Source organism: Leucobacter sp. UCMA 4100 (assembly GCF_027853335.1).
Classification (GTDB): Bacteria; Actinomycetota; Actinomycetes; order Actinomycetales; family Microbacteriaceae; genus Leucobacter_A.
This window is the reverse complement of sequence record NZ_JAFEUS010000002.1, coordinates 2,325,735-2,345,866: the sequence shown is the minus strand read 5'-3', so window position 1 is coordinate 2,345,866 and position 20,132 is coordinate 2,325,735. Positions and strand designations below refer to the sequence as shown.

The window sequence follows — 20,132 nt, the reverse complement described above, 5'->3', positions numbered from 1 at the left end:
TTCTGAGATTACGTTGAGGCTAGCGCGCAGCGCTACCCTCAACGTAATCTTCGTCCTGGTCCTGCCACGAGAAGAGACCGCGCAGCTCGCGACCGGTGGTCTCGATCGTGTGGGCCTCTGCCTTCTTGCGAAGCTCGAGGAACTCGGGAGCACCGTTGTTCTGGTCTTCGATGAAGCGGGTCGCAAATGCGCCGCTCTGGATGTCTGCGAGAACGGCCTTCATGTTCTCCTTGACGCTCGGGTCGATGACGCGGGGGCCCGATACGTAGTCGCCGTACTCAGCGGTGTCTGAAACTGACCAGCGCTGCTTGGCGATGCCGCCCTCCCACATGAGGTCAACGATGAGCTTCAGCTCGTGAAGTACCTCAAAGTACGCGATCTCGGGCTGGTAGCCGGCCTCAACGAGGGTCTCAAAGCCGTACTGCACGAGCTGTGAGGTGCCACCGCACAGCACTGCCTGCTCGCCGAAGAGGTCTGACTCGGTCTCTTCGGTGAAGGTGGTCTTGATAACGCCAGCGCGGGTGCCGCCAATGGCCTTTGCGTATGACTTTGCGGTCTCCCAGGCGTTGCCGGTTGCGTCAACCTCAACCGCGATGATGTCGGGAATGCCACGGCCTGCGACGAACTCGCGGCGAACGGTGTGGCCCGGAGCCTTCGGAGCCACGAGAATGACGTCAACGCCCTCGGGAGCGTCAATGTAGCCGTAGCGAATGTTGAAACCGTGTGCGAATGCGAGGGTCTTGCCCGGCGTCAGCTGGTCTTTGATCGACTCGGTGTAGATGTGACGCTGGTGCTGGTCAGGCGCAAGAATCATGATGAGGTCGGCCCACGCTGCTGCGTCGGCGACGTTCATGACGGTGAAGCCTGCCTCTTCGGCCTTCTGGCGCGACTTTGATCCGTCTTTGAGCGCAATGGTAACTTCAACGCCCGAATCGCGAAGGTTCATCGCGTGAGCGTGACCCTGCGAGCCGTAACCGACGACGGCTACCTTCTTACCCTGAATGATCGACAGATCGGCATCGTTGTCGTAATAAATCTCAGCCACTTGAATGTCTCCTTAGTAGTGGTGGTGTTTTCGCGTCACCGCGAATCAGTTTACTTAAATACTCGTTCGCTAATCGATTTTGCGCCACGCCCGATTGCGATGAGCCCAGACTGTGCGATTTCTTTCACTCCGAATGGTTCGAGCACGTTCAAGAACGCGCCGACCTTGCCAGAGTCACCCGTCACCTCAATGACGAGTGCATCGGGTACGACGTCGACCACCCGAGCACGGAACAGGGTTACTGCTTCGAGTACTTGTGAGCGGCTTTGGTTGTCAACGCGAACCTTGATGAGCATGTGTTCGCGTTGTACCGAGCTTTCGGGATCGAGCTCAACAACCTTGATCACCTCTACGAGCTTGTTCAGCTGCTTCGTGATCTGTTCGAGCAGGACTTCGTCCTGATCGACGACGACGGTAATTCGCGACAGACCCGGCACCTCGGTGGGGCCTACCGCGAGAGATTCAATGTTAAACGCACGGCGTGCGAACAGGCCCGCAACTCGGGTGAGGAGGCCTGGCTTATCTTCAACAAGAAGACTCAATACGTGTCGAGCCATGGGTTACTCCTCCTCGAACCATTCTGGGCTGTGGTCTTTCGCATACTGCACGGCGCTGTTTGAGACGCCCTGCGGCACCATCGGCCACACCATCGCCTCGGCACTCACGACGAAGTCGATGATGACCGGCCGGTCATTGGTATCGAGCGCCGTCTGGATGGCCGCATCGATCTCGTCTTCGTGCTCGACGCGAATGCCGAGGCAGCCGTAGGCCTCTGCGAGCTTCACGAAGTCGGGCACACGGACCGTGCCGTGGCCGGTGTTGAGGTGCGTGTTTGAGTACCGCTCGTTGTAGAAAAGGGTCTGCCACTGGCGCACCATGCCGAGCGACGAGTTGTTGATGACGGCAACCTTGATGGGAATGTTGTTGATGACGCAGGTTGCGAGCTCCTGGTTGGTCATTTGGAAGCAACCGTCGCCATCAATGGCCCACACGGTGCGCTCTGGTTCGGCGACCTTCGCACCCATGGCTGCGGGAACCGAGTAGCCCATGGTGCCTGCGCCACCCGAGTTGAGCCACGAGTTAGGGCGCTCGTACTTAATGAACTGAGCAGCCCACATCTGGTGCTGGCCAACGCCCGAGGCGTAAATACCCTCGGGTCCCGTCATCTCACCGATGCGCTGGATGACCTGCTGCGGCGACATCAGGCCGTCGGTCGTCTTCTGGTAGCCGAGCGGGAAACGCTTGCGGTTCTCGTTCAGCTCGATCCACCACTCGCTCTGGTCTGCGAGGCCCTCGTCGCGGCTAATGCGCTCGACAGCCCCGGTGAGGTCAGTGATGACGTCGCGCACGTCGCCCACGATGGGCACGTCGGCGATGCGGATCTTTGAGATCTCGGCGGGATCGATATCGGCGTGGATCACCTTCGCGTTTTGCGCAAACAGGTCAACCTTGCCGGTCACCCGGTCGTCAAAGCGAGCGCCGAGCGTGATAAGCAGGTCAGCCTCTTGCAAGGCGAGAACCGCCGGAACGGTTCCGTGCATGCCGGGCATGCCCAGGTGCTGCTCGTGCGAGTCGGGAAATGCGCCGCGAGCCATGAGCGTCGTCACGACGGGAGCTCCCACGAGCTCAACGAGTGTGCGCAGCTCTTCGGCGGCGTGCGCACGAATGACGCCTCCACCGACGTAGAAAACGGGCTTGCTCGCCTGAGCAATCAGCTCTGCGGCGGCCTGAATCTGCTTTGAGTTGGCCTTCGTGTTCGGGCGGTATCCGGGCAGATCAAGCACGGGGTTCCACTGGAAGTCGAACTCGTCTTGTTGGGCATCTTTGGTGATGTCAACGAGCACGGGACCCGGGCGACCGGTCGAGGCGATGTGGTACCCCTCGGCGATCGCGTTCGGAATGTCGGCGGCACTCTTCACGAGAATTGAGTGCTTGGTGATGGGCATCGTGATGCCCACGATGTCGGCCTCTTGAAAGGCGTCAGAGCCCATGAGGTTTGAAAACACCTGGCCGGTGATCGCGAGCATCGGCACCGAATCCATGTAGGCGTCGGCGATGGCGGTCACGAGGTTGGTCGCGCCGGGGCCCGAGGTCGCAATGCACACCCCGACCTTGCCGGTTGCTGCCGCGTAGCCCTCGGCCGCGTGGCCCGCGCCCTGCTCGTGTCGAACGAGAATATGGCGCAGCTTGGTGCTGTCCATGAGGGCGTCGTACACCGGAATGATCGCGCCGCCCGGCAACCCAAATACATCGGTGACCCCGAGTGACTCGAGGCTGCGCACCACGGCCTGAGCGCCAGATATGCGTTCGCCCGGTTGTGTGTTTCTCGATTGCAGAGTCATCTCTCTTGCTTTCCTAAACGTTGTTGACGGTAATTTGGGCATGCTCTATCCGGTAATCGCACCTTCTGATGCAGAGCGCACCAGTTTCGAGTACTTCGCAAGCACACCCTTTGTGTAGCGAGGTGGTAGAGGGGCCCAGCCTTGTCGGCGGGCTTCGAGCTCGTCAGGGTCTACCAGAACTTCGAGTGTTTGTGCGGAGATGTCGACCCGGATGGGGTCACCGTCCTGCACCAAAGCAATGGGACCACCATCTGATGCTTCGGGTGCAATGTGGCCGATACACAGGCCGGTTGTGCCGCCCGAGAAACGTCCATCAGTCAAAAGTAGCACATCTTTACCGAGACCCGCGCCTTTAATTGCCGCGGTAATTGCAAGCATCTCGCGCATGCCAGGACCGCCCTTCGGCCCTTCGTAACGAATGACCACGACATCTCCGGCAGAGATGTGTCCCTCAGTCAGCGCATCCATCGCTTCGCGCTCGCGGTTGAATACCCGAGCCGGCCCTTCGAAAAGCTCGGCGTCGAAGCCGGCGGTCTTCACCACTGCCCCGCCTGGCGCGAGCGACCCCTTGAGCACCGTGAGCCCACCATTGGCGTGCAGCGGGTTATCGAGGGTGCGAATGACCTTGCCGTCGATCGCGGTGTCGATGCCCGCGAGGTTCTCGGCAACCGTTTTGCCGGTGACCGTGAGCGCGTCTCCGTGCAGGAGGCCTGCGTCAAGCAGCGCTTTCATAATGACGGGCATGCCGCCAACCCGGTCGAAGTCCTGGGCGACGTACTGGCCAAACGGCTTCATATCTGCGAGGTGCGGCGTCACCGCGCCAATGCGGGTGAAGTCGTCAAGGGTGAGGTCGACCTCTGCTTCGCGAGCGATCGCGAGTAAGTGCAGAACAGCGTTCGTCGATCCGCCGAGCACCATCGCGACCGTGATCGCGTTCTCGAATGCCTTCTTTGTGAGAATGTCGCGCGAAGTAATGCCCTGCCTCAGCATCTCGACAACCGCCTCGCCAGAGCGGTGTGCGAAGTAGTCGCGGCGGCGGTCGGCGCTCGGAGGCGCGGCGCTGCCTGGCAGACTCATGCCGAGTGCCTCAGCAACGCAGGCCATGGTGTTGGCGGTATACATACCGCCACAGGCCCCCTCGCCAGGAGCGATCGCACACTCGACCCGTTTGAGGTCGTCTTCTGACATCGTGCCGGCCTTGCAGGCCCCAACCGCCTCGAAGGCGTCGATGATCGTGACCTGCTTTTCGGTACCGTCTGAGAGCTTCACCCAGCCGGGAGCAATCGAGCCCGCGTACAGGAAGACGCTCGCGAGGTCGAGGCGCGCGGCGGCCATGAGCATGCCCGGCAGCGACTTATCACAACCGGCAAGCAGTACCGAGCCGTCGAGACGCTCTGCCATCATGACCGTTTCGACCGAGTCGGCAATCACCTCGCGCGAGACGAGCGAGAAGTGCATCCCTTCGTGGCCCATCGAGATGCCGTCAGACACCGAGACCGTGCCAAACTGCAGCGGATAACCGCCGCCCGCGTGCACACCTTCTTTTGCGCCCTGCGCGAGGCGATCAAGGCTTAGGTTGCAGGGGGTAATCTCGTTCCATGAACTCGCGATGCCGATCTGGGGTTTGTCCCAGTCTTCATCACCCATTCCGACGGCCCGAAGCATGCCGCGTGCTGCGGCCTTCTCGATACCGTCGGTCACGTCACGACTGCGCGGTTTGATATCGATCTCTGACATAGCGACAGTCTATTACGCGCCGCATGCCGCTTCGGCGCATCAAGCGGCATCTGACACGTTTTACCTCACCCGTGCACGAGAAGAAGTTCGCCGAGAGCCACCCTCACGCGTTACGCTGGCATAACACCACCCTGAAGGTTATAAGGAGAGAGCGGCGACATGAAGATCGGTAAGTACGTCACGAACCTCGGAGTCCTGAGCGCGCTGACGGGTGTGTACGGCGTCTCGAAGCAGACCAAGTCGATGCCCGCTGACTGGCGTCGGTACGTCGTTTGGACCGTGTGGATCTTGGGCGTTGTTCTCGCCATCGGCTCGGTCGCAAAAGATACGCCCGAAACCGATCGCTAGCCGAAGTTGCAGGGATGACACTGCCCCAACGTCATCAACATTTTTTCGCTCAACGCACCCAAAACCACGCGAACTGTGCGTTAGAGTAGACACTTAGGTGAGTCGGGAAGTCTGGTCGACATCTATTTTGTAAACCCTGATGTATTGACGAAGGAGTCTTCCCTTGCCAACCGAAACCACCAACTCTGGCGAGCACTTTTCACCCGGCTTCATTGCCCGCATGACCGAACGAATGCGCGGTGACGTCACCGCCGGTGTCATGCTCGTGAGCGCAGCCCTGCTCGGTTTCATTCTTGCGAACACCCCACTCTCAGGCTTCTATGAGGGGCTCCGCGACTTCCGCTTCGGCCCCGAAACGCTCGGGCTCAACCTCACCGTCGGCCAGTGGGCTTCTGACGGCCTCCTCGCCATCTTCTTCTTCATCGTGGGCCTCGAGCTGAAGCGCGAGTTTGTCTCGGGTGACCTGCGTAACCCTCGCACCGCGCTCGTGCCCGTCGCCGCAGCGTTCGGAGGCGTTGCCGTTCCAGCGCTCATTTACGTCGCGTTCAACTGGGGCACCTCTACCCTGCATGGGTGGGCCGTTCCCACCGCAACCGACATTGCGTTCGCCGTGGCTGTGCTGGGTCTCATTGCTCCGCGCATCCCGACAACACTGCGGATCTTCCTGCTGACCCTCGCGGTGGTCGATGACCTCATCGCGATCGGGATCATCGCCGTCGCCTACACCGATGGTCTCAACTGGGGCGCACTGCTCCTCTCGCTCATCCCCATCGCACTCTTTGCGATTCTCGTGCAGATGTTCGGTGGTTTCTTTGTGAAGTCCAAAATTTCTCCGTGGATCATCCTCCTGCCCATCGGAATCGTCGTCTGGGCTTTGTTCCACGCCTCGGGCATTCACGCAACGGTCGCTGGCGTCGTGCTCGCTTTCACCGTGCCCGTCTCGACCAAGCGAGACATCGAAGTTTCAGAGACGTTCGTGCACCGCTTCACGCCCCTCTCGGTAGGTGTTGCGGTTCCCGTGTTCGCGTTCTTCGCTGCTGGTGTCTCGGTTATGGGCGACCACCACTTCCCCGCGAGCCCCGTCGTCTACGGCATCATCGCCGGCCTCGTCATCGGGAAGCCACTCGGCATCGTGCTCACAACAGTGTTGCTGACGAAGCTCACCCCAGCGCGCCTCGCGGGAGAGGTGAACATGCGTGACCTCATCGGTATCGGTTGCCTCGCCGGGGTCGGGTTCACGGTTTCACTGCTCATCACCGAGCTCAGCTTCACTGATCCGATCGATACGAATACCGCTCGCCTCTCGGTCATTGTTGCCTCGCTGCTCGCAATCGTCGTCGCGACGATCATGCTCGCTCGAAACAGGCCACGTGGCGCGACCCGTGTACTCGCGACGGTCAAGGGCACCGACTAGTCACTGCGCTATGCGTTCAGGCCCGACGGCGGGCAGTTACCCCCGTGACGAACCGCCGTCGGCTGCCCCGAGCATGCCCGTTGTTGCGCAGAATGAAAGAAAAGCCGGGTCTTGAGCCGCTTCGCCTCTCAGCTCACGAGTCACAATACGAGCTTCTCGTGCCCTCACACCACGTGCAGCCATGCACATGTGTTGAGCTTCAATCGTGACTGAGAGTGCTTGTGGCTCCAACTGCTGCATGAGGTAATCGGCAACCCGGACCGTCAGCGTCTCTTGCAGGCCAAGATTATGGGCAAAGCTTTCAACCACCTGCGCGAAGGCCGAAAACCCCCCGATGCGTTCACCCGGTATATAACTGATGTGCACACTACCCTGGAACGGAAGCAGATGATGCTCGCAGAGCGAGACAAAGGCGATATCGCGCACACTCACGGGACCCTGCATGTGGTCATCGTTCACGAACACGCTCATCGGTTCTGGGCGCCCTCCTGTCAGCTCAGCGAGCGACAAAGCTACCCGTCCCGGGGTTGCCGCAAATGCTTCTGACCCCGAGTCGTAGCCGAGTGCTTCAAGTAACTCGCCCACGGCATGCTCGGCACGCTGAAGGTCGACCTTTCGCTCGGGCGTCACCGATTCAGGCACTGCTCGCAGGTGCGACGGGGCGGGCCGTGAGTGGGTCACAGGGCATCGTTCCTCTCGGGTGGTTCACACCAGGATACAAGCTCGTGGAACGCACGATTCGCTGTTCTTGCCAAGTTCCCTGAGCGTTTGAACCGTACCGCTGTTATTCCCTTGTCGCAAGAGCGCCAGGAGCGCTCTGCCCCACATACATGCGCTCAATGTCAAGATGTTCATTGCCAGCCGTTATCGTCTCGACACATACCGGGCGATACACCAGCTATGCTCAGCCGCCTCCCCCTTCGTAGCCGACGAAGAAACTCAGGCAAGCGTCGGCACTCTCAGGGTCGGGCGTCAGCACGCTCGTAGGCCTGCATCACCCAGTCAAGTCACGGTTCGTTCAGGGCTTTCACACAGCCCGCTCACACCGTGACAACACTCATGCTTTGTGCGTGCAGCACCCACCCCTATGATCTTTATGGCTCTGCCGCTTCAGCAGACCTCACCCGATGGAAAGAGCACCGACTTATGGCGCAGCACACATACGCCACCGTAACCGACAAACTCGTTACCGAGGCCGAAATGCAGGCACGTTCGCAGGGAGGACGCATGTCGATTCTCGTCGCCGTTGGGACCCGCCCAGAAGCCATCAAAATGATTCCTGTGGTTCGCGCGTTACAGGAGTCGAACGACTTTTGCCCCGTGGTCGTCAGCACCGGTCAGCACGCCCAACTCGTCGATCAGCTCTTTGGGCAGGCGGGGCTCCGCATCGACGCGAATCTCCACGCCGGGCGCAAGGAATACGGTATTGCCCCGACGCTCAATCAGATGGTCGCACGAATCATTCTCGGCATCGATCGACTCTGGAACGAGCAGGCGCTACCGAGCGACCTCGCTGCCAACGGCCATCGTGACCCTCGCGGGGCAATCGCTTGCCTCGTGCACGGCGACACCAGTTCAGCGGCAGCAGCTGCCCTCGCAGCATTCAACCTGCAACTCCCCGTGGTTCACGTCGAGGCGGGGCTCCGTACTTCGAACCTCATGGAACCGTTTCCCGAAGAGGGTAATCGGCAAATTATCTCTCGGCTCGCAGCCGTACACTTCGCTCCGACCTCGGCGAACAAAGCCAACCTCATTCGCGAGGGCGTTGACTTCGACCGCATTGTTGTCACGGGCAACACCTCCATCGACATGCTGCGGCATGCTGCTGAGCACGAGGGCGGATTCGGGCCCGGGCTTGAGCCTCTCGAGGCTGACTCAACTCGGCGCCTCGTGCTCGTCACAGCACACAGGCGTGAAAACTGGGGTGAAGGGCTTGAACGCATCGCTGCCGCGGTGCAAACTCTCGCTGATCGTCACCCAGAAGCAGACTTCGTCGTGCCAATGCACCCGAACCCCACCGCGCGTGAAGCGTTGAATTCAGCTCTTCACGATCGCGAAAATGCGTACCTCGTCGAGCCGCGTGAATACTTCGACTTCATGCGACTGGTGTCACGCAGCACGCTCATCATTACCGACTCTGGCGGGGTTCAAGAAGAGGCCCCGGCGCTCGGCATTCCCGTGCTCGTGACCCGCAGCGTCACCGAAAGAAGCGAGGGGGTAAAGGCAGGGACGCTGACGCTCGTGGGAACCGATCATGACACGATCGTTACCACTGCAGAGCGCGTGCTCGGTTGCAGCGACGAACAGCTCGCCGTGAGACGCGCTTCCGCCCCACAAAACCCATACGGCGATGGTCACGCAGCAGAGCGCATCGTGACGGCCCTCACGCAGATTCGCTGGGGTGGCCCCATGCCTGATCTCTTCGAGGGCGAAACGCTGCGACAGGCCGTCTTTCGGCACATCGGCCGAGCCGACGTGCCTCAAAGGAAGCCGCTCCGAACAGGCGAAGATGACACCGCAGGGGTCATCCAGTGAACACGCTCGATGACGCCTGGGCCTACATCGCCAGCTTCTACCTCGGGATGCCCCCTTGGGCGGTTCCCCTCTTTTGGACGGCAGCGGTCGTGGTGCTGAGTTCAACGCTCTCGCTCGCGATTCTCATCGTGCAGGCCCAGCGCACGATCCGCCACATCGAACGGAGGCCCGAGCACGGAACCGGCGACCGTTTTCAAAGCAACTATCTCTGGGTGTTCGTGGTTCCTGCGCTCAACGAAGAAATCACGATCGCCGACGCTGTCGAGCGGCTTCGAGAGGTACAGGTTGATCACCGGCACATCATCGTGGTCAACGATGGGTCAGACGACCGAACGGGCGAGATTCTTAAGGGGCTCTCGGGCTCAGACCTCACGGTTCTCACGAGGGTCACCCCACAGGCCAGGCAAGGAAAGTCTGAGGCACTCAACGCCGCGTGGCGCCACCTCAGGAGTGAAACGCTCATGCGTGAAGACTTGCGGGGCTGGGACGCTCGCCGCGTCATCGTAACAATCGTTGACGCTGACGGGCGCATTGATCCGCGGGCTGGACGCGTCGCAGGCCACTTCGAAAACCGTCTCGTCGGAGGCGTGCAGTCGCTCGTTCGCATCTACAATCGCCGCTCGCCCCTCACCTGGGCGCAAAACCTCGAGTTTGCGGTCTTTGGGTTCGTCTATCAAATGGGACGCATGTCTTGGGGCACTGCCAATATGGGCGGAAACGGGCAGTTTAACCGCTTACAGGCGCTCAACGAGGTCGCTGTTCAAGGGAGCACAGGCCTCGCCGGCCCTTGGCGAGAGGGCCGCCTCACCGAGGATCAAGATATTGGTCTGCGCATCATCGAGGCTGGGTGGCGTGGCCGCCAATCAACCCTCGTCACGATCGAGCAGCAGGGGCTCAACTCGCTCGGTGCGCTCTACCGGCAGCGCACCCGCTGGGCTCAGGGAAGCTGGCAAATGCTTGACCTCGCTGGGCGCCTCGTACGCAACCCCAGTGTGAGCTTTATCGGCAGGTGGGACCAGTTCTGGTACCTCATGACACCCCTCCTGCAAGCGTTCATGGGCGCGACCGTACTCATCACGGTGATACTGCTCGCATCGGGCATCGTGAGTGTTGTGTGGAGCCTGCCCATCTTCTTGCTCGTGTACGGCTTCTCGGTGGTTCCTGGCGTCGTTGGTGCTGTGTTCGCGAGGCGCTCCGCCAACCCGCTGCGCATCATTGCCCACATTGTCGCTGCGCACGGCTATGTGCTCTACAGCTGGCTTATTTTTCCCGTTGTCTACCGTGCGCTCTGGCGCCAACTGTGCGGCAGGACCTCATGGACGAAGACGAAGCGTGAGGCGCTCGAGCCACCTACTGCTGTTTAAGTGCGACCTTCGGCTCTGCACGAGACCTCTGCTCTGCCCCGCCAAGCGCCACCATCGCCCCGGCACGAACGAGACACTAGATTAGTCATATGGACGATGCAACGTTGATGCTGATTTTTTCGATCACGATGTGGCTCTTGGGCTTTATCATCAGTGCGATCATTCTGTGGGCCATTGTGCGTGGCGCTGTGCTCTCTGCACTCCGTAAGCACTCAGAAGAAGAACGTCACCGGCTGAGGCGTTAGGCGGGGCACTCATGTCGCTGCTTCTGCCCATGATCTCATTGGCATGGTCATTCGAAGCCTGTTTCAAGCAAGAAAGACTAGCCTGACGTCAGAAAGTAGTGAGTTAATAGTGATTTGAGTGATTCTTGGGAAACAAAAAAGCCGCAAGATCGGTGTGATCTTGCGGCTAGTTGGTGCGCCCCCCGGGGCTCGAACCCGGAACCCACAGATTAAGAGTCTGTTGCTCTACCATTGAGCTAGAGGCGCATGTTTTGTTCTCTCTTGAACAAGATGAAACTCTATCACGGTTATTTTTCAGAGTGCAAATTCACCCCTTCGGCGTGTTCTCGATAGGCTTACGATGTGACCGAAAACCATACTCAATACGCCGCAGATCTCGAGTTTGCCAAGCAACTCGCCGACCTTGCCGACAGCATTTCGCTGCCCCGGTTCGAAGCAGCCGACTTCACCGTCGCAACAAAAGCAGACCGTTCATTCGTGACCGATGCCGACACCGCCGTTGAGGCCGCCCTGCGTGCGCACATCGAGCAGCACCGCCCAGACGACGGCTTTCTCGGCGAGGAGTCCGGACAGGTCGACCAGGGTTCCCGACAGTGGATCATCGATCCGATCGACGGCACCTCGAACTTCTTGCGCGGCGTACCCAACTGGGCCACGCTGATCGCGCTCGCGGTCGACGGCAAGCCCGTCGTTGGCGTCGTCTCGGCGCCCGCGTTTGGACAGCGCTGGTTTGCAGCCTTGGGCGACGGTGCATGGAAGTCTGTGCGCGGCGCAGCACCCACACAGCTCGGGGTCTCACAGGTCTCATCACTCGATGAAGCCTCACTCAGCTTCCAAAGCATTGAGCAGTGGGAGCAGGCGGGCCACCTCAGCCCCTTGCTCGACCTCACACGGGCCGTATGGCGCGATCGGGCATACGGAGACATGTGGTCATACATGCTGCTCGCAGAGGGCGTTCTCGACATTGTGGGCGAGTTTGACGTGAAACCGTACGATCTCGCGGCGCTCATTCCCATCGTGACCGAGGCTGGCGGTACTTTTACTGACATCGAAGGCGCCACCTCAGCGTGGAACCTGAGCTCGCTCGCCACGAACGGCCACCTGCACGACGCAACCGTTTCGTTCATTGCCCACGCCAAGGAGTCGCACCGATGAACGCCCGCTCATTCATTCCTGCCTTCGTGCTCGACGCCGTGCTCGTATGCATTTTCGCTGCGCTCGGCCGCAACTCCCACACCATGGGCATAAGCATTGGCGGCGTACTCACGACCGCATGGCCGTTTCTCGCCGGCCTCGCGGTGAGCTGGGCCGCGAGTCTCGCGTGGAGGGCTCCGCTCGCGCCGATCCGCACCGGGCTGCCGTTGTGGATCGGGACCGTTGTTATCGGCATGCTACTGCGGACCCTCACAGGAGCCGGTACGGCGTTCGCCTTCGTTCTCGTCGCAACGGGAACGCTCGGCGTCATGCTCGTCGGTTGGCGTGCACTCTCGGCCATGATTCGACAGGGTAAGACGAAAACCCCACAGCGCTGATGTATCACCCAGTGGAGCCGCCGGGAATTGAACCCGGGTCCACTTCGGAAATTCCGTGTCTTCTACGAGTGTAGTTCGTTGAAGCGTTCTACTCGGCCCCATCCTTTGTAACGAACACCTAGGATGACAGGCCCAGCCTCAGAAAAAGTCCCCACGTGCCCTGAGACTCAGCACGTGAGCAAGCCCTCTTAATGACGCCAGGATCCGGGGCGAAGGCAAACCCGGCCTGACGGACTTGGGTCTCGCGCTTAGGCAGCGAGAGCGAAGTCGGTGCGCTTAGCGTTTGCACCTAGTGATTGCGAAGAGCGTTTACGAGATAACTTCGCCTCCTCGACCCGCTTCCCACGGTCTCACACGACGTGTCGAAACCGATCGGCCCCTGGCGTAGTGCCGTGAAGGCAACCTGCGGGTGATATTCATCAGCGCTATGGAGTTTTCAAGATAACCAAGCATCAGCCTGGGCACATCATGGTAGCAGAGTTTTACTCGCCCATGCGGTTTTTGGTGCGCATTGCGCGCTCAGCCTCACGCTTGTCTTGCTGTTCACGCAGTGTTTGCCGCTTGTCGTACTCACGCTTACCTTTTGCAAGGGCGATCTCGACCTTTGCGCGACCGTCAACGAAATACAGTTTCAGCGGCACGATGGTCATGCCGCCCTCTCGGGTTTTGCCCCAGAGCTTGTCGATCTCTTGACGGTGCAAGAGCAGCTTACGCTTGCGACGAGGCCGGTGATTGGTCCACGAGCCGTTCAAGTACTCGGGAATGTAGGCCGACTCCATCCAGGCTTCACCGTTCTCGATGAAGATAAACCCGTCAACGAGTGATGCCCGCCCCATGCGAAGCGACTTCACCTCGCTGCCGGTGAGCACAAGCCCCGCCTCGAACGTGTCGAGAATGTGATAATCATGCCGAGCCTTCTTATTCGAAGCAATCAGCTGCGTTCCGCTCTCTTTGGGCATGGTCACCCCTTTCTCTGGCGTTACGGTACGTCTCTTGGGTGCCCCGCATACGCGAGGCACAACACATCAGCATAGCGCGCTCACGCGCGAAGCGTTACACCTTCAGGTATCTCGTGATCGCGATCTTCGCCGCGATTGCCGAGAGAATCACGCCAACGCCCACAAGAATGGGCGGCACGATAAGCACATCAGAAACCGTGATGTACGACGTGAACTGCGCGGTCACAGCGAGATAATCTTGCACGAAGAACTTCACGAGCGCCACCGAGGCACCGCCGGCAAGCAACGCGCCAATGAGCGCCGAGATGATGCCCTCGAGCACAAACGGTGTCTCGATGAAGCGGTTCGAAGCACCGACGAGGCGCATGATGCCGATCTCTCGACGTCGCGAAAAGGCCGAGAGCCGAATCGTGGTCGAGATGAGGAGCATCGCCGCCACGAGCATGAGCCCGGCGATACCGATTGCGGTGTAACTCGCAATGGCGAGAACCGTGAAGATTTGATCGAGCAGACTGCGCTGATCGGAGACGCTCTGTACGCCTGGAACCCCAGAGAAAGTCTCAATAATCACGTTCGAGTCAGAGTGGTCTTTCAACTTCACCCAGTAGGTCTCGTTGAGTTGCTCTGGCGTCGTGATCTCAGCGATCGGGTTCCCGTCGAACTGCTTCGTGAACTCGTCGTAGGCCTGATCTTTGTCAACGAAGAAGAACTCTTCGACGTACGGCGCGAGAGCTTCAGAGTCGAGCGCGTCTTCAATCGCTTGCTTCTGCTCGTCGTCGGTTGCCGTACCGCCACAGGTTTGGCTCTCATCGAAGTCGGTGCAGAGATACACGGCGACCTGCGCACGGTCGTACCAGAACGACTTCATCTCTTGTACCTGCAACTGCATGATGATCGCCGCACCCACGAAGGTCAGCGAAACGAAGGTCACCAGAATCACTGAAACTACGACCGAGAAGTTGCGGCGAAGGCCCTGAAAGACCTCGCTCATTACGAGTCCAAGTCTCATCGTACGGGCCCCACATTCGTCTCATCGTCGTTCTCGTCTTCAATGCCCAGCTGCTTCGCGAAGCCGCCGGCCTCAGCGAGTGCCGCCGGATCGAAGGCAGGGTCAGAGGGCTGCAAGAAAGCAGGGATCTCGGGCTGCTCCTGTTGTTCCGGTTGCCCCGCCACGTCTGCGGGGGGTGCGGGGTCGGGAGTCGCAATCTTCGTGGCTTCGTCAGGGAGCTCGTACGGCAAAGCCTCGGCCTCTGGAGCGAGCCCCGGTGTTCCGGTCGCTTCGGTGAAGCCCGGGTACTCGCGACCGCCCTGCGGCTCACCGTCGGTCTCAGGCCATGCCACAGCACCAAGAAGGTCGTTCGATTCGGCGAGCTCATCGAGGGCATCACCCTCGGGCGCCGCTGCCTCGGCAGGGACCACGGGAGCCTGCGGCGAGAGCGCGGCACGAACCGCTTCTTCACTCGCGCGCAGCACCTGCTGCCTGCCGTCAAGAGCATCTTTGAGGGGGATCGCGGCCGTTGTGCCGTACCCGCCTGAAATCTCGTCGCGCACGACAACACCCTGGGAAAGCTCAATCACGCGCTGCTGCATGATGTCAACAAAGACTGCCTCGTGAGTCGCCATCACGACCGTCGTGCCTGCTGCGTTAATCGCGCGCAGCAACTGCATGATGCCGAGGCTCGTTGCGGGGTCGAGGTTACCCGTGGGCTCGTCAGCGAGCAGGATTGCGGGTTTGTTGACAATCGCTCGCGCAATAGCAACGCGCTGCTGCTCGCCACCCGACAACTCATGGGGGAAACTCTTTGCCTTGTGTGACAGCCCGACCATCTCGAGCACATCGGGCACTGCTTCCTGGATGAAGCCACGTGACTTGCCGATGACCTGCAACGAGAAGGCGACGTTGTCGAAGACATTCTTATTGGTGAGCAGACGAAAGTCCTGAAAGACAACGCCGAGGTTGCGCCTAAAGTAGGGAACCTTTCGAGACGAAATCTTATTCAGGTTCTGGCCGAGCACGTGAACCGTGCCGTTCGAGGCTTTCTCTTCACGCAACATCATGCGCAAGCAGCTCGACTTACCCGAGCCCGAAGCACCCACGATAAACACGAACTCGCCGCGGTTAATATCGAGGTTAATGCCATCGAGCGCAGGCTTTTTCGCACCCTTGTACTTTTTAACGACGTTCTCAAACAGAATCATGACGCTTCGATAGTACGCTTGTGCCCCTTAAAAGTTGTGGGCGGCGCGCCACCTCGGGACAACGCTCAGGTTTGTCTCGGGTTAGCCGTGACGTTGCTGCATCGAACGCCAACGAATTCCCGCCGAAATGAAGCCCTCAAGATCGCCGTCAAAAACGGCCTGCGGGTTGTTCACCTCGTGCTCGGTACGCAGGTCTTTCACCATCTGATACGGCGCGAGCACGTACGAACGCATCTGGTCGCCCCAGCTCGCCGTAATGTTTCCCGCAAGCTCTTTCTTCTTCGCGGCCTCTTCTTCGCGTTGCACGATGAGCAGCCTCGACTGCAGCACGCGCATCGCTGCGGCACGGTTTTGAATCTGGCTCTTCTCGTTTTGCATTGAGACGACAATGCCGGTGGGAATGTGAGTAATGCGCACAGCCGAGTCGGTCGTGTTGACCGACTGCCCACCGGGCCCTGAGGAGCGGTAGACGTCGACACGAATGTCAGACTCAGGAATATCGACCTCTTCTGCCTCGGGCAAGAGTGGAATCACCTCGACGGCTGCAAAGCTCGTCTGGCGCTTCCCCGCAGAGTTAAAAGGACTCATGCGCACAAGCCGGTGCGTTCCCGCTTCGACCGAAAGGCTTCCGAACGCGAAAGGGGCATCGAACTCAATCGTCGTCGACTTAATGCCCGCCTCTTCGGCGTAGCTCGTCTCCATGACTGTCGTGCGGTAGTCGTTGTGCTCGCCATAACGCAAATACATGCGCTGCAGCATCTCGGCGAAGTCGGCAGCGTCGACGCCACCTGCACCCGCGCGAATCGTCATAACGGCGGCGTACTCGTCGTACTCGCCCGAGAGCATCGTTTGCACCTCAAGCTGCTGTACCGCCTGCTCAATCTGGGCGAGCTCGTCTTTCGCTTCCTGCGCGGTGCCCTCGTCATCGGCTTCTTCTGCGAGCTCGATCAGCACCTCAACGTCATCAATGCGTGCGCCGGCGGCACGCACCTTCTTCACCTGCGCCTGCTTGTGGCTCAGCTGGCTCGTGACTGCCTGTGCCGCCTCTGGATCGTCCCAGAGGTTGGGCGCCGCCGCTTTCTGCTCCAGTTCAGCAATCTCGCGGTCGATGGCTTCCAGGTCAAGCACGCTCTCGATGTCTCGGTAGGTGCTGCGCACATCTGCGATGCGGGCCGATAGTTCGTGGTCAATCATGATGTTCTTAGCCTACCGGGTCGCCAGCTCGTGCCCCACGATTTGCAGGAGAAGCGGCAGGAGTATGGAAAGACGACTTCGATCCGCCGCTTTCGAGTCTGCCCTCTTCAACCGCAAAAAATGACAGAACTACTGATTTCGTCACTATCGAACCCGCGTAACTACGGAATCCTTTGCATTTTCGGTTTGAAAGTGTCAGAATCAGAACTGTGAGAAACGCAAAACCCATTCCACCCCTCGACGAAAAGTCAAAGGCCATCATCGAGCACCTTCAGGTCGATGGCCGGCGCTCTTACGCCGAGATTGGGAAATCCGTGGGTCTCAGCGAAGCCGCTGTGCGGCAACGCGTGCAGAAGCTCACCGATGCCGGCGTGATGCAGATCGTTGCAGTCACCGACCCTATGCGACTCGGCTTCGGCCGCACCGCAATGATCGGCATGCGTGTGACCGGCGATACCAGGGTGGTCGCCGCCAAGCTCTCAGAACTCCCTGAGGTTGCATACCTGTTTCTGAGCGCCGGATCGTTCGACATCATGGCTGAAATCGTGAGCGAAGACGATGCGGGCCTCATCGAGACCCTGAACGACAAGATCAGGTCAATCGAAGAGGTCGTCTCTACCGAAATGTTCGTATATCTCGAACTGACCAAACAAAAGTACGATTGGGGTACCAGATAACCATGGCATTTGATCCCACGGGGCCGCAGGACGTTCCTGCGCTCCAAGCCAAAGCCAAGCGGCACATGTGGCCGCACTTTACGAGCCAGAAGGTGCTCGATGACGGCATCCCCGTCATCACGCGCGCAGAAGGCCACCACATCTACGACGCTGCAGGCAAGCAGTACATCGACGGCCTCGCTGGCCTGTTCGTTGTTAACGCTGGCCACGGCCGCGATCGCATCGTCGAGGCTGCTGCTAAGCAGATGAAGCAGCTCGACTTCATGCCGATCTGGTCGTACGCTCACCCCGCAGCGGTTGAGCTCTCAGAGCGCCTCTCGAGCTACGCTCCCGGCCAGATGAACAAGGTCTTCTTCACCACCGGTGGTGGCGAAGCAGTCGAGTCGGCGTTCAAGCTTGCGAAGCACTACTGGAAGATCCAGGGCAAGCCCATGAAGCACAAGGTCATCTCGCGTTCGGTCGCCTACCACGGCACCCCGCAGGGCGCCCTTGCGATCACCGGTATTCCCGACATGAAGAAGTTCTACGAGCCCATTACCCCGGGCGGCCACCGCGTGCCAAACACGAACTTCTACCGTGCCGACGAAATGGGTGCTCCTTCAGAGAACATCGAAGAGTTCGGCCAGTGGGCAGCGAACCGCATTGAAGAGGCTATCCTCTTCGAGGGCGAAGACACCGTCGCCGCCGTATTCCTCGAGCCAGTACAGAACTCGGGCGGCTGCTTCCCGCCACCTCCCGGGTACTTCAAGCGCGTTCGCGAGATCTGCGACAAGTACGACGTGCTCCTCGTCTCAGATGAGGTCATCTGTGCGTACGGTCGTGTCGGCGACTTCTTCGCTTCGAAGGCACTCGGCTACGAGCCTGACATCATCACCTCGGCTAAGGGCATCACCTCGGGCTACGTTCCCCTCGGTGCCATGATCGTCTCTGACAAGGTTTCAGAGCCGTTCAACTCGGTTGAGAACACCTTCTACCACGGCTTCACCTTCGCGGGTCACCCCGCGGCAGCTGCTGCGGCTCTCGCAAACCTCGACATCTTCGAGGAAGAGGACCTCAACGGCCGCGTGCGCGAGAACAGCCCGCTGTTCCGTGCCGAGCTTGAGAAGCTGCTCGACATCGACATCGTCGGTGACGTGCGCGGTGAGGGCTACTTCTTCGGTATCGAGCTTGTCAAGGATAAGACGACCAAGGAGACCTTCAACGAAGAGGAATCAGATCGCCTCCTGCGCGACTACCTCTCGCCCGCTCTCTGGGATGCAGGCCTCTACTGCCGCGCCGACGACCGTGGAGACCCAGTCATCCAGCTCGCACCTCCGCTGACCATTGGCCCAGCAGAGTTCGCCGAGATCGGTGGCATCCTGCGCAGCGTTCTGAAGGACGCTTCGTCGAAGATCTAATCTGATCAACCCAAGGCGCGCACTGCTCGCCTCGAACTGCCCGTCCCGCTTCGTGTGGGGCGGGCAGTTTGCGTTTGAGCATCTGGTTGAACAACGCGGGTGAGAATCGTGCTGGCGTATCGTTGAGCTTCGCTTACAGGCAGGCGGTACTCTCTAACCAGCTGCCGCTCCTGGCCCTTTTCTTGATCAAACGGGAGCCCCTTTCGAGCATCTCACCATCCATCGGCAGGGGCCACTCCGAAGGCTTGTAAGCGAACTCGCATCGTGCTGAGGCTCACTGCTTCGCGAAACCCCCAACGCACCAGACGTTTACCGGTCACGCCACGAATCCAGTCTTCTCGGTCTTTCTCATCGCGAAGCACTTCCCAGCTTGTTCGCCCACGGAGCATCTCTTGCTTCCGATACTTCACTGCACCATCTACCTCACCAAATACGTTCAACCCCAAGAATTCAAAGTCAACGTAGTATGTCTGGCGAGGCCCACTAACTTCAACCTGCGACGCTACTTCAAAGCCAAGTCTCGTAAGCTGTAGGCGACTGAGACTCTCAACTGGCGAGTCGGCCCGACAGTCGGCTAGGGCGTGCAAGAGTCTAGCCTGGCGTGTTCCGCTTAAACCTCTTCTCCCATCCCCCTGGATACGCTCATACAGCTCGCGCTCACTTGCTTGACCATTCACGCCCGCTCGGCTCAAGACAGCGAGGCCTGCGTCAAGGGCGACAATCGCTTGCTCCGGTGTCGCGAATCTCGCCATGTCATGCAGCGTACGCACGAGCCCCGTGCAGCGCAGGCCTTCGACCAGTGTCACATCAGCTGGGTCGATTACGTTGCGATGCCTTGCTACGCCCGGTCTACGACCAGGCGTAGCATCGGTCAGTTGAACCAGGTGTACAGGCTCATCGTTGAGGTCAAAACCCAGCAGTCCATGTATGAGAGCGGCCGTGTGATGAGAAAAAATCGCTCGGTTACCACCGCTCCGAAATGAAATTGCAAGGGCCCTCGCCAAATGCCGCTCTTCGGAATACCAATCACGCCATATTTGCCCACTCACCGAAAAGCCCTCTCCCAGCCCGACTCGGCGCCCGTCGCGCAGCGATGCACGTAACTCACGTGCTGAAAGGCCCTGAGCAAGCAAAGCACGCGAAG

At 59.8% G+C, this 20,132-nt stretch carries 18 protein-coding genes, 1 tRNA gene and 1 other RNA gene; 9 read left to right on the top strand and 11 right to left on the bottom strand.

Annotation, left to right across the window (positions count from 1 at the left end):
* Positions 1-19: 19 nt before the first annotated feature.
* The 4 genes from ilvC to ilvD are packed head-to-tail and all read right to left on the bottom strand — an operon-like array spanning position 20 to position 5,124.
* A complete protein-coding gene (gene ilvC / locus JSO19_RS10885) occupies positions 20-1,045 on the bottom strand; it encodes a ketol-acid reductoisomerase (RefSeq protein ID WP_270911692.1) in 1,026 nt (341 codons plus the stop codon).
* A 50-nt stretch (positions 1,046-1,095) separates the two neighbouring features.
* Positions 1,096-1,602: an acetolactate synthase small subunit gene (gene ilvN / locus JSO19_RS10880; RefSeq protein ID WP_217134393.1), complete on the bottom strand. Its 507-nt coding sequence runs from the start codon at positions 1,600-1,602 to the stop codon at positions 1,096-1,098.
* A gap of 3 nt (positions 1,603-1,605) precedes the next feature.
* A complete protein-coding gene (locus tag JSO19_RS10875) occupies positions 1,606-3,387 on the bottom strand; it encodes an acetolactate synthase large subunit (RefSeq protein WP_270911690.1) in 1,782 nt (593 codons plus the stop codon).
* Between the two features lie 45 nt (positions 3,388-3,432).
* Positions 3,433-5,124 carry a dihydroxy-acid dehydratase gene (gene ilvD, locus JSO19_RS10870; protein ID WP_270911689.1) on the bottom strand — a complete coding sequence of 564 codons (1,692 nt, stop codon included), beginning with the start codon at positions 5,122-5,124 and terminating at the stop codon, positions 3,433-3,435.
* A 159-nt stretch (positions 5,125-5,283) separates the two neighbouring features.
* Here ilvD and JSO19_RS10865 point away from each other — a divergent pair, with 159 nt between their 5' ends.
* Both JSO19_RS10865 and nhaA read left to right on the top strand, forming a co-directional pair.
* Positions 5,284-5,472: a hypothetical protein gene (locus tag JSO19_RS10865; protein WP_270911688.1), complete on the top strand. Its 189-nt coding sequence runs from the start codon at positions 5,284-5,286 to the stop codon at positions 5,470-5,472.
* A 163-nt stretch (positions 5,473-5,635) separates the two neighbouring features.
* Positions 5,636-6,886: a Na+/H+ antiporter NhaA gene (nhaA, locus tag JSO19_RS10860; RefSeq protein WP_270911687.1), complete on the top strand. Its 1,251-nt coding sequence runs from the start codon at positions 5,636-5,638 to the stop codon at positions 6,884-6,886.
* 36 nt (positions 6,887-6,922) lie between these two features.
* Here nhaA and folE read toward each other — a convergent pair whose 3' ends face one another.
* The gene (folE, locus tag JSO19_RS10855) at positions 6,923-7,567 is read right to left on the bottom strand and encodes a GTP cyclohydrolase I (protein ID WP_270911685.1); all 645 of its coding nucleotides are present in this window, start codon (positions 7,565-7,567) and stop codon (positions 6,923-6,925) included.
* Between the two features lie 465 nt (positions 7,568-8,032).
* Between folE and wecB the strand changes: the two genes are divergently transcribed.
* The 3 genes from wecB (at position 8,033) to JSO19_RS10840 (ending at position 11,030) form a co-directional block, all read left to right on the top strand.
* The gene (gene wecB, locus JSO19_RS10850; protein ID WP_270911683.1) at positions 8,033-9,421 is read left to right on the top strand and encodes a non-hydrolyzing UDP-N-acetylglucosamine 2-epimerase; all 1,389 of its coding nucleotides are present in this window, start codon (positions 8,033-8,035) and stop codon (positions 9,419-9,421) included.
* Positions 9,418-10,785, top strand: a complete 1,368-nt coding sequence (locus JSO19_RS10845; RefSeq protein WP_270911682.1) for a glycosyltransferase family 2 protein — start codon at positions 9,418-9,420, stop codon at positions 10,783-10,785. The genes wecB and JSO19_RS10845 overlap by 4 nt, the downstream gene beginning before the upstream one ends.
* A gap of 89 nt (positions 10,786-10,874) precedes the next feature.
* The gene (locus JSO19_RS10840) at positions 10,875-11,030 is read left to right on the top strand and encodes a hypothetical protein (RefSeq protein ID WP_270911681.1); all 156 of its coding nucleotides are present in this window, start codon (positions 10,875-10,877) and stop codon (positions 11,028-11,030) included.
* A gap of 171 nt (positions 11,031-11,201) precedes the next feature.
* Here the strand turns inward: JSO19_RS10840 and JSO19_RS10835 are convergent.
* A tRNA-Lys gene (locus JSO19_RS10835) sits at positions 11,202-11,276 on the bottom strand.
* Positions 11,277-11,372: 96 nt separating this feature from the next.
* On the opposite strand from JSO19_RS10835, the gene JSO19_RS10830 reads away from it, so the two are divergent.
* Together JSO19_RS10830 and JSO19_RS10825 are read left to right on the top strand one after the other, a co-directional pair.
* Positions 11,373-12,185, top strand: coding sequence for an inositol monophosphatase family protein (locus JSO19_RS10830; RefSeq protein ID WP_270911680.1), 813 nt, complete (start codon positions 11,373-11,375; stop codon positions 12,183-12,185).
* Complete coding sequence (locus JSO19_RS10825; protein WP_270911679.1) at positions 12,182-12,562, top strand: DUF3054 domain-containing protein; 381 nt, start codon at positions 12,182-12,184, stop codon at positions 12,560-12,562. The genes JSO19_RS10830 and JSO19_RS10825 overlap by 4 nt, the downstream gene beginning before the upstream one ends.
* A gap of 9 nt (positions 12,563-12,571) precedes the next feature.
* On the opposite strand, the gene ssrA is transcribed toward JSO19_RS10825, so the two are convergent.
* The 5 genes from ssrA to prfB form a co-directional block, all read right to left on the bottom strand.
* Positions 12,572-12,942, bottom strand: a transfer-messenger RNA (tmRNA) gene (ssrA, locus tag JSO19_RS10820).
* Positions 12,943-13,044: 102 nt separating this feature from the next.
* On the bottom strand, positions 13,045-13,521 hold the full coding sequence (gene smpB / locus JSO19_RS10815) for an SsrA-binding protein SmpB (RefSeq protein ID WP_270911677.1): 477 nt from the start codon (positions 13,519-13,521) through the stop codon (positions 13,045-13,047).
* Between the two features lie 94 nt (positions 13,522-13,615).
* Positions 13,616-14,530, bottom strand: a complete 915-nt coding sequence (gene ftsX, locus JSO19_RS10810; protein WP_217134364.1) for a permease-like cell division protein FtsX — start codon at positions 14,528-14,530, stop codon at positions 13,616-13,618.
* Entirely contained in the window at positions 14,527-15,720 is a 1,194-nt protein-coding gene (ftsE, locus tag JSO19_RS10805; RefSeq protein ID WP_270911676.1) for a cell division ATP-binding protein FtsE, read from the bottom strand. Before ftsE ends, ftsX begins: the two co-directional genes overlap by 4 nt.
* Positions 15,721-15,801: 81 nt before the next feature.
* Complete coding sequence (gene prfB, locus JSO19_RS10800; RefSeq protein WP_217134361.1) at positions 15,802-16,914, bottom strand: peptide chain release factor 2; 1,113 nt, start codon at positions 16,912-16,914, stop codon at positions 15,802-15,804.
* 209 nt (positions 16,915-17,123) lie between these two features.
* On the opposite strand from prfB, the gene JSO19_RS10795 reads away from it, so the two are divergent.
* Positions 17,124-17,591, top strand: a complete 468-nt coding sequence (locus JSO19_RS10795; RefSeq protein ID WP_217134352.1) for an Lrp/AsnC family transcriptional regulator — start codon at positions 17,124-17,126, stop codon at positions 17,589-17,591.
* A 2-nt stretch (positions 17,592-17,593) separates the two neighbouring features.
* Entirely contained in the window at positions 17,594-18,988 is a 1,395-nt protein-coding gene (locus tag JSO19_RS10790; protein ID WP_270911672.1) for an aspartate aminotransferase family protein, read from the top strand.
* Positions 18,989-20,132: the final 1,144 nt, after the last annotated feature.